Raw genomic sequence first — 6,924 nt, 5'->3', positions numbered from 1 at the left:
CGCCACGCCGAGCAACAGCAGCGCCGCGGACAGAGGCCAGTCCAGCACCCGTTCGGCCAGCTGCGGCGTGACCTGGCTGCCCAGCGCCAGCCCCAGCACCCCGAGAAAGGTCTCGCGCAGGCCTTCGGGAACCCGGACATCGACACCCCGCGCCGACACCAGCAGATTGGCCACCAGCGGTCCCAGCATCCAGGCCAGCGGCAGGCCGGCAAGCTGGAAAAGGAGCCCGCCCAGCGCTCCAATGCCCAATGACCTGGCCAATGCCCTGCTTGCTGCGCGCCCCATTCCCCACCCTTCTGTTAACCGGCTAACGGAATGAGTATGCCATAATGGCGGCCTGCCTTGTTGCCCGCCGCCCTGCCACCCTCTTCCTGCCGGAGACACCCATGCCCCGCCTCGACCAGCTACTCGTCAGCCAGGGCCTCGCCCGCTCGCGCACCCGGGCCCAGCGACTGATCCGCAACGGCCGTGTCAGCGTGGCCAGCAGCGGCCGTGTGCTCGACAAGCCGAGCGAAAAGCTCGCCGAAGACTGCCGCCTCAAGGTGACCGAGGATCCCGAGGAGCGTTATGTATCGCGGGCGGGGCTCAAGCTCGAGGCACTGATCGAGGCGCTGGGGCTCGATCTCGCGGGCAGGCTGATACTGGATGTGGGCCAGTCCACCGGCGGCTTCACCGATTGCGCGCTGCGCTTCGGTGCCCGCCATGTGGTCGGCGTGGAGGTGGGCCACGGTCAGTTGGACCCCGAACTGCGCGGCGAACCACGGGTCACCTGCCTGGAGGGGCTCAACGCCCGGGCCATGGCCGACGAACCGCGACTCCATGCGGCCCTGGCCGCACAGGGCGCCGAGGCGCCCGACATGGCGGTAATGGATGTCTCCTTCATTTCCCAGACGCTGATCCTGCCGCAGCTCTCCCGCCTGCTGCGCCCCGGCGGTGAACTGCTCAGCCTGGTCAAGCCGCAGTTTGAGCTCGGCCCGGGAGGCGTCGACGACCGCGGTATCGTGAAGGACCCGGCAAGCGAACTCGCCGTGGAAACGCGGCTGCGCAGCGCCTGCGACGACGCCGGTTTCCGTATCCTCCACTGGCAGGAGAGCCCCCTGCTTGGCGGCGATGGCAACAGGGAGTTCCTGCTGCGCGCCGTGCGAGCTGAGGACGACTAACGCCCACCATCTCCACCACCATCTCCGCCACCATCACCGAGATCGATATCGCCCGGATCACCGCCCCCCGCGCCAGGTGGTGGGTGGTTGGTATCACGCTTTTGAGCGGGCGTGAGACTCTGCACTTTCTTCGCCTCGCCGCCGGGGCGGTGCAGCCATACCTCGAGCTGGTTGAAGGCGATATCCACCTCGTGCTCAGCAAACAGCTCCCCCACCCGACAGTTGATCTCGTCGGTGGCATAGAGCCGATCGCCCAGGGCGTTGACGAAGATACGCAGCTCGAAATTCAGTGTGCTCTCGCCGTAATCCATGAAGAACACCTGCGGTTCAGGCTCTGCCAGCACGCGGGGATTCTCGTCAGCCGCCTGGCGCAGCAGTTGGTGGACCAGACGATGATCCGAGCCGTAGGACACGCCGAACCGGAGTACCACCCGTGTGATCGTATCCGACAGCGACCAGTTGATCAGCTGGTCGGTGACGAAGGTCTTGTTGGGTATGATGATCTCCTTGCGATCGAAGTCGGTCACCGTGGTGGCCCGTATGCGGATCTTGCTTACCGTGCCGGTAAGATTGCCCAGCGTGATGGTGTCGCCGATGCGCACCGGTCGCTCGAACAGGATGATCAGGCCCGAGACGAAGTTGGCGAAGATCTCCTGCAGGCCAAAGCCCAGCCCCACGCCCAGTGCCGCCACCAGCCACTGCAGCTGGCTCCAGGCCACCCCCAGCGTGGCCAGCGCCACGATAAGACCGGTGCCGACGATGGTGTAGGAGAGCAGCGAGGTGATGGCATAGGCGCTGCCCTGCTTCAGCTCCAGCCGCGACAGCACCATCACCTCCAGCAGACCGGGCAGGTTACGCGCCATCATCAGCGTGAAGCCGAAGACCAGCACTGCGGTAAGGATATCAGCCACCGAGAGGGCGCTGGTGACCAGGTCCGCTCCTACGCCATCGGACGCCTCCCAGATGGCAACCCGCTCCAGGTAGCCCAGCACCGTCAGCAAATCCGACCAGACCAGATAGAGCAGCAGCGCAAAGCCGATCAGCAGAATCAGTTTGGAGAGACGCAGCGACTGCTGGTTGATCTGTTCCATGTCCAGCGGTGGCTCCTCCACCACCTCGACCCCGCCTTCGGCCCCCTCCTGCACCTGGGCACGCCGCCGGGCCAGTGCTCGCTTGAAGGCCAGCCGCCGAGCCGCCACCGCCAGCCCACGGACTACCGTGGCCTCGACCAGTATCCACATGGCCAGCAGGTAGAGCGTGATGACGAAACGCCCTATCAGGCTGAGTGCCGTGTATTCGTAGCCGGAGACGATCAGGCCGATGAGCGCCAGCGGGACCGCCGCCAAGACCAGCCCTAGAATCAAGCGGAACAGCTTGACCCCGAAGAACGGCGTATGGGCCATGATCAGGCGCGCCAGCAGCACGCTCATGGCCAGCAGGCCGCCGAGCAGCAACGTCAGCGCCAGGGGGCGCGAGGTGAGGCTGATCTCGCCATCCAGGGCCAAAGTGGAAATCAGCAGTACCGGCACCAGTGCCAGACCCAGCCATCGCAGCAGCTCACGCAGCCGGGCGACATAGCCCGCCGGCCAATAGAAGTGCTTGGTCGCCACGCCATCCCGAACCAGCAGTCGCCGCGACCAGGCAATGAACGCCCAGGCCAGGGCCAGGTGCCAGAACGCCAGCCCCAACCCCGAGGCGATGCCCTGGCCATCGGCGATCAGGGCCGCACCGAGCCACCCAGGGCCAGGGGGCCGGGAAGCGCCAGCAGCGCGTTCAGCGCGACCGCCTGAGGCGTATGGCCCTGGGAATCGCTGCGTAGGCGGCCTATCTGCTCATGCAGTGTCGCCAGTCGGCGCTGGATGCGTCGCCGTGACCACAGCAGCGCCAGCGACACCAGCAGGAAAGGCAGCCCGACCAGCGCCTTGACCTCCGGGATCCGCCAGTGATGCGGCAGTGCCTCACGCCACTCGCCCACCTGCCACTCCAGTACCAGGTTTGCCGGCAGCTGCCGGAACCAGGCTAAATCCAGCGGGCGGGTATTGGCGATCCAGAACAGCTGCTCGTCAATGGTGGTGCGCAGCTCTATTGATGTCTCCAGCAGCTGCTGCTGGTTGAGCTGGAACTCGATGGCCGAACTCAACAGGTTGCCATAGCTCTGTTCGAGCTGATCCACCAGCTCCCGACGCGACTGGTAAAGGTGCTGCAGCGATTCGATCAGCGCCGGCGTCACCTCCACCCCCGCCTCCTCCAGACGCTGGTTGGCCAGGCGCTCGCCCTGGCGCAACATATCGCGCTGACGCACGAGATCGAACTGGCGCAAGCGCAGGTCGGCGATTTCATCCTGAAGGTCACGACGCGCATCCACCTGGGGCAGAGAGCGGCGCTGCTCACGCAGAATGCGCGACAGCAGCAGGCTGCCGCGGATCGCATCGATCTGCTCATTGAGGCTGCGCTGCAGCTGTCGCACATGGTCGAGCTGACTACGTAGCGCCAGGCTTTCCCGCACCAAGCCGTTGATGCGGTCATTGGCCCGCAGCAGCTCCAGGCTAAGCTCACGGTTGACCTGCTGCGCCCGCTCCAGGACCGGGTGGCCAGCCTCGAGCAGCGGGTCGTCCCGGGCGGCATCGGCAATGGCCTGCTCCGAGGCCAGCCGACGCTTCCGGTCGATGACACTCTGCAGCATGGCCAGCTCAGTCTCCTGCCGGGTCACCTGCTGTGTCAGCAGATCACGCCGCTGCTGCGCCAGCTCACGCAGCCGGGTATTGCTGCCCAGTTGGCGCTGATGCAGACGCAGGGAACGCTCGGCCAGGCGCCGCTCGACCAAGCGCTGCCATAATTGAGGCGCCTCATCGGTCAACCCTTCTCCCTCCAGCGCATCCAGAGCACGTCGGGAGCTCTCCGCTGCCTGCATGGCATCGGCGATGGCCTGCTGGGCCCGCTCGGGAAGCGTCTGGGCGGAGAGCAGCTGCGTATTGACCTCGGCCAGACGATCCTGCAGTTGCTGCAGCTCGAACACCGCTTCCTGTTGGCGGTACTCGAGCTCATCCAGCGGGAGGTCATCCAGTTCGGTGGCCGAGCGATCGCGTGCGGCCTCCTCCTCCTGCAGGATCTCCCGCTCGAGGCGTATCAGCTCGCCAGGGGCCTCTTCGAGACGCTGCTCCAGAGCGGTTAGGCGCTCCTCGACCCCTGCCAGCTGTTCCAGCGCCTCCAGCGTCGCCTCCAATGCCTCGATATCGCGCTGAGCTGCGTCGCTGACGCCCTCCCCCTCCTCCGGGCGAAGCTCGTCAAGGCGCGCCTCCACCGCCGCTCTATCGGGCAGGGCATCATCGGCCCCTGCCGTCGCTCCCGGCAGCAGCAAAGCGCCGATCAACAGGCAGAGCGCCAGGAGAGTGGGCCGGATGGCGCCGGCAGAAACGGAAATGGCGTACACGATATCCTCTTTGACAAGGGCCCCCTGCCCGCCACGATTCTCGGCCTACTGAACGAACTTGGCAATGATTGTCGCCAGCGGTTGACTTGCGCCGGGGTCATGGTAGAAACAGGTCTCAAATGCCTCGCTTCGAGTTGCCCTCATGACCATTCGTTCCATCCTGTTCGTCGGTGCCAGTCTGCTGGGAGTGCTGCCGCTTGTTGCCCTGGCCCAAGACATCCCCCAGAGAGATATAGAGCGAGAGGCCCTGGAAAGCCGCATCGAAGCCCTGTCCAGTGAACTGAATAACCTTCAGCGTCAGCTGGAAACACTCCCCGAGGATCCCGAGATGGCGGCCGACCCGGATGACGTGGTGCAGGAAGAGATGGCTCAGCGTCGCCAGCTGGAGCGCGAGTCGACCCGCAACCCTTTCGCCATCACGACCCATCGGCGCAACTACCTCTTTCCCCTGAGCTACACCACCAACCCCAATCATCCGGCCTTTGGTAACATCTCGGCCGATAACGGCCCCAACGACCTGGAGGTCAAGTTCCAGTTCAGCGCCAAGGTCAACATTCTCGAAGACCTGTTCGGTGACACCGGCGATCTCTACTTCGCCTTTACCCAGCGCAGCTGGTGGCAGGCCTACAATACCGATGCCTCCTCCCCCTTCCGGGAAACCAACTATGAGCCGGAGATCTTCCTCGACCTGGACACCAACTGGCGCATGCTCGGCTGGACCAACACCCGCAACCGCTTCGCCCTCAACCACCTCTCCAATGGACGCTCCGAGCCGTTGTCACGCAGCTGGAACCGCGCCTACCTGGAGAGCGTCTTCCAGCGCGGCGACTGGGCGGTCGCCGTCGCCCCGCACTGGCGCTTCCCGGAATCTCAGACCAGTGATGACAACCCCGACATCGACCGCTACATGGGCTATGGCGATGTCACCGTGGCACGGCGAATCAACGGCGATCAGGAGGCCAGCCTGATGGTGCGCGGCAATCCCAGCGCAGGCAACATGGGCTCACAGGTCGATTACTCCTGGCCCCTCTTTGGCAACATTCGCGGACATGTCCAGTATTTCTATGGCTATGGCGAAAGCATGATCGATTACGACCATCGCAACCACCGCCTGAGCCTCGGGTTCAGCCTCAACCCGATGTTTTCCGGCAGTGGCAGCGTTCGCTGACGATAGCCTCGCACGCCCCCGGCCAGAATGAAGTGCATTGAAGTCGCCCCAGCGGATGCTATGCTGAGCCTGTCATTCATCGTCAAAGGAAGACCGTCATGGCATCTCGCACTCCCAGTACCGACGACACCACACGACAGCTCAAGGAAGACCTTCACCACCTCACTCAGACCATCGAGGAAATGGTCAGCGCCACCGCGGACGACTCCCGGAGCAACATCAAGGAGCTGCGAGAGCGCGCCGAAAAGCGCCTGAAAGAGACCCGCGACAGGCTCGAATCTCGTGGCGAGAGGCTCTACGACGAAGCGCGTGATTCCGTCACTCATCAGGTCGATGCCTGTGACCGCTACGTTCACGACAACCCCTGGACCAGCGTCGGACTTGGCGCTGCCGCCGGCATCGTCATCGGCATGCTTATCGGGCGTCGCTGATGGCGTCGAGCCAGGGACCGGCACAACGGCTGTTCAGCGCGGGCAAGCAGCTGCTAAGCAGCTTGATTGCCGCCGGCGAGACGCGCATGCGTCTCGTCGTACTCGAGCTGGAAGAAGAACGCGCACGACTCTTTACCCTGCTGCTGCTCTCCGGGCTGAGCCTGCTGCTGATGCTGCTCGGCCTCGCCATGCTGATGCTACTGGTGGTAGTCATCTTCTGGGACACCCACCGACTGGCTGCCATCACGATCAGTGCCGCCGTACTGCTGGGCGGAGGCCTACTGCTCGCCCTGCTGGTGATACGCCTGGCCCGCCGCCATACCCTGCTGAAAGAGACGCTGGCCCAACTGGCCACCGACCGTGACCTGGTGGACCGTGACCAGGTGGAGAGCCCCCGTGACGAGCGCCGCTAAGCGACAGCAGGACCAGCCCCCCAGCCGGGCCGAACGCAAGGCCAAGCTGCTTGCGACCATCGAGCAGCAACGGATCGATATCCTGGTGGAGTCCAGCCGCTGGCGCGAAGCCAGCCGCCCCCTCGACGATGGCTGGCACTCCCTGATGCGCTTCAGGGGTGTCATGCTCGCCGCGGGCGGCCTTGCTGTCTTGCAGAGTGCCCGACATCCCACTTCGCTGGTTCGTGCCGGCAAGCGCATCGCTGCCGGCGCCCTGCTGCTCAATCGCGCACGCCGGCTGTTCAATCAGTTCCGCTGAGACAGGCGGCACACGACATCGCTG

6 protein-coding genes and 1 pseudogene are annotated in these 6,924 nt (G+C 64.8%); 5 read left to right on the top strand and 2 right to left on the bottom strand.

Annotation, left to right across the window (positions count from 1 at the left end):
* Positions 1-285, bottom strand: a 285-nt coding sequence (locus Q427_RS23590; RefSeq protein ID WP_197030800.1) for an AbrB family transcriptional regulator, incomplete at its 3' end; no start/stop codon positions are given.
* Positions 286-386: 101 nt separating this feature from the next.
* Here Q427_RS23590 and Q427_RS23585 point away from each other — a divergent pair.
* A complete protein-coding gene (locus Q427_RS23585) occupies positions 387-1,160 on the top strand; it encodes a TlyA family RNA methyltransferase (protein ID WP_043517714.1) in 774 nt (257 codons plus the stop codon).
* On the opposite strand, the pseudogene mscK reads toward Q427_RS23585, so the two are convergent.
* A pseudogene (gene mscK, locus Q427_RS23580) lies at positions 1,157-4,590 on the bottom strand (mechanosensitive channel MscK). The gene Q427_RS23585 and the pseudogene mscK sit on opposite strands and share 4 nt — an antisense overlap.
* Before the next feature lie 142 nt (positions 4,591-4,732).
* Here mscK and Q427_RS23575 point away from each other — a divergent pair.
* The 4 genes from Q427_RS23575 to Q427_RS23560 all read left to right on the top strand — a co-directional run bounded on the left by Q427_RS23575 (position 4,733) and on the right by Q427_RS23560 (position 6,900).
* A complete protein-coding gene (locus Q427_RS23575) occupies positions 4,733-5,758 on the top strand; it encodes a phospholipase A (RefSeq protein ID WP_043517711.1) in 1,026 nt (341 codons plus the stop codon).
* Between the two features lie 98 nt (positions 5,759-5,856).
* Complete coding sequence (locus tag Q427_RS23570) at positions 5,857-6,189, top strand: DUF883 family protein (RefSeq protein WP_043517709.1); 333 nt, start codon at positions 5,857-5,859, stop codon at positions 6,187-6,189.
* Entirely contained in the window at positions 6,189-6,602 is a 414-nt protein-coding gene (locus Q427_RS23565; RefSeq protein ID WP_043517707.1) for a phage holin family protein, read from the top strand. Before Q427_RS23570 ends, Q427_RS23565 begins: the two co-directional genes overlap by 1 nt.
* A complete protein-coding gene (locus Q427_RS23560) occupies positions 6,586-6,900 on the top strand; it encodes a YqjK-like family protein (RefSeq protein WP_043517705.1) in 315 nt (104 codons plus the stop codon). The genes Q427_RS23565 and Q427_RS23560 overlap by 17 nt, the downstream gene beginning before the upstream one ends.
* Positions 6,901-6,924: the final 24 nt, after the last annotated feature.

The organism is Halomonas sp. BC04 (genome assembly GCF_000568385.1).
This window is presented reverse-complemented; position numbering and strand designations above follow the sequence as displayed.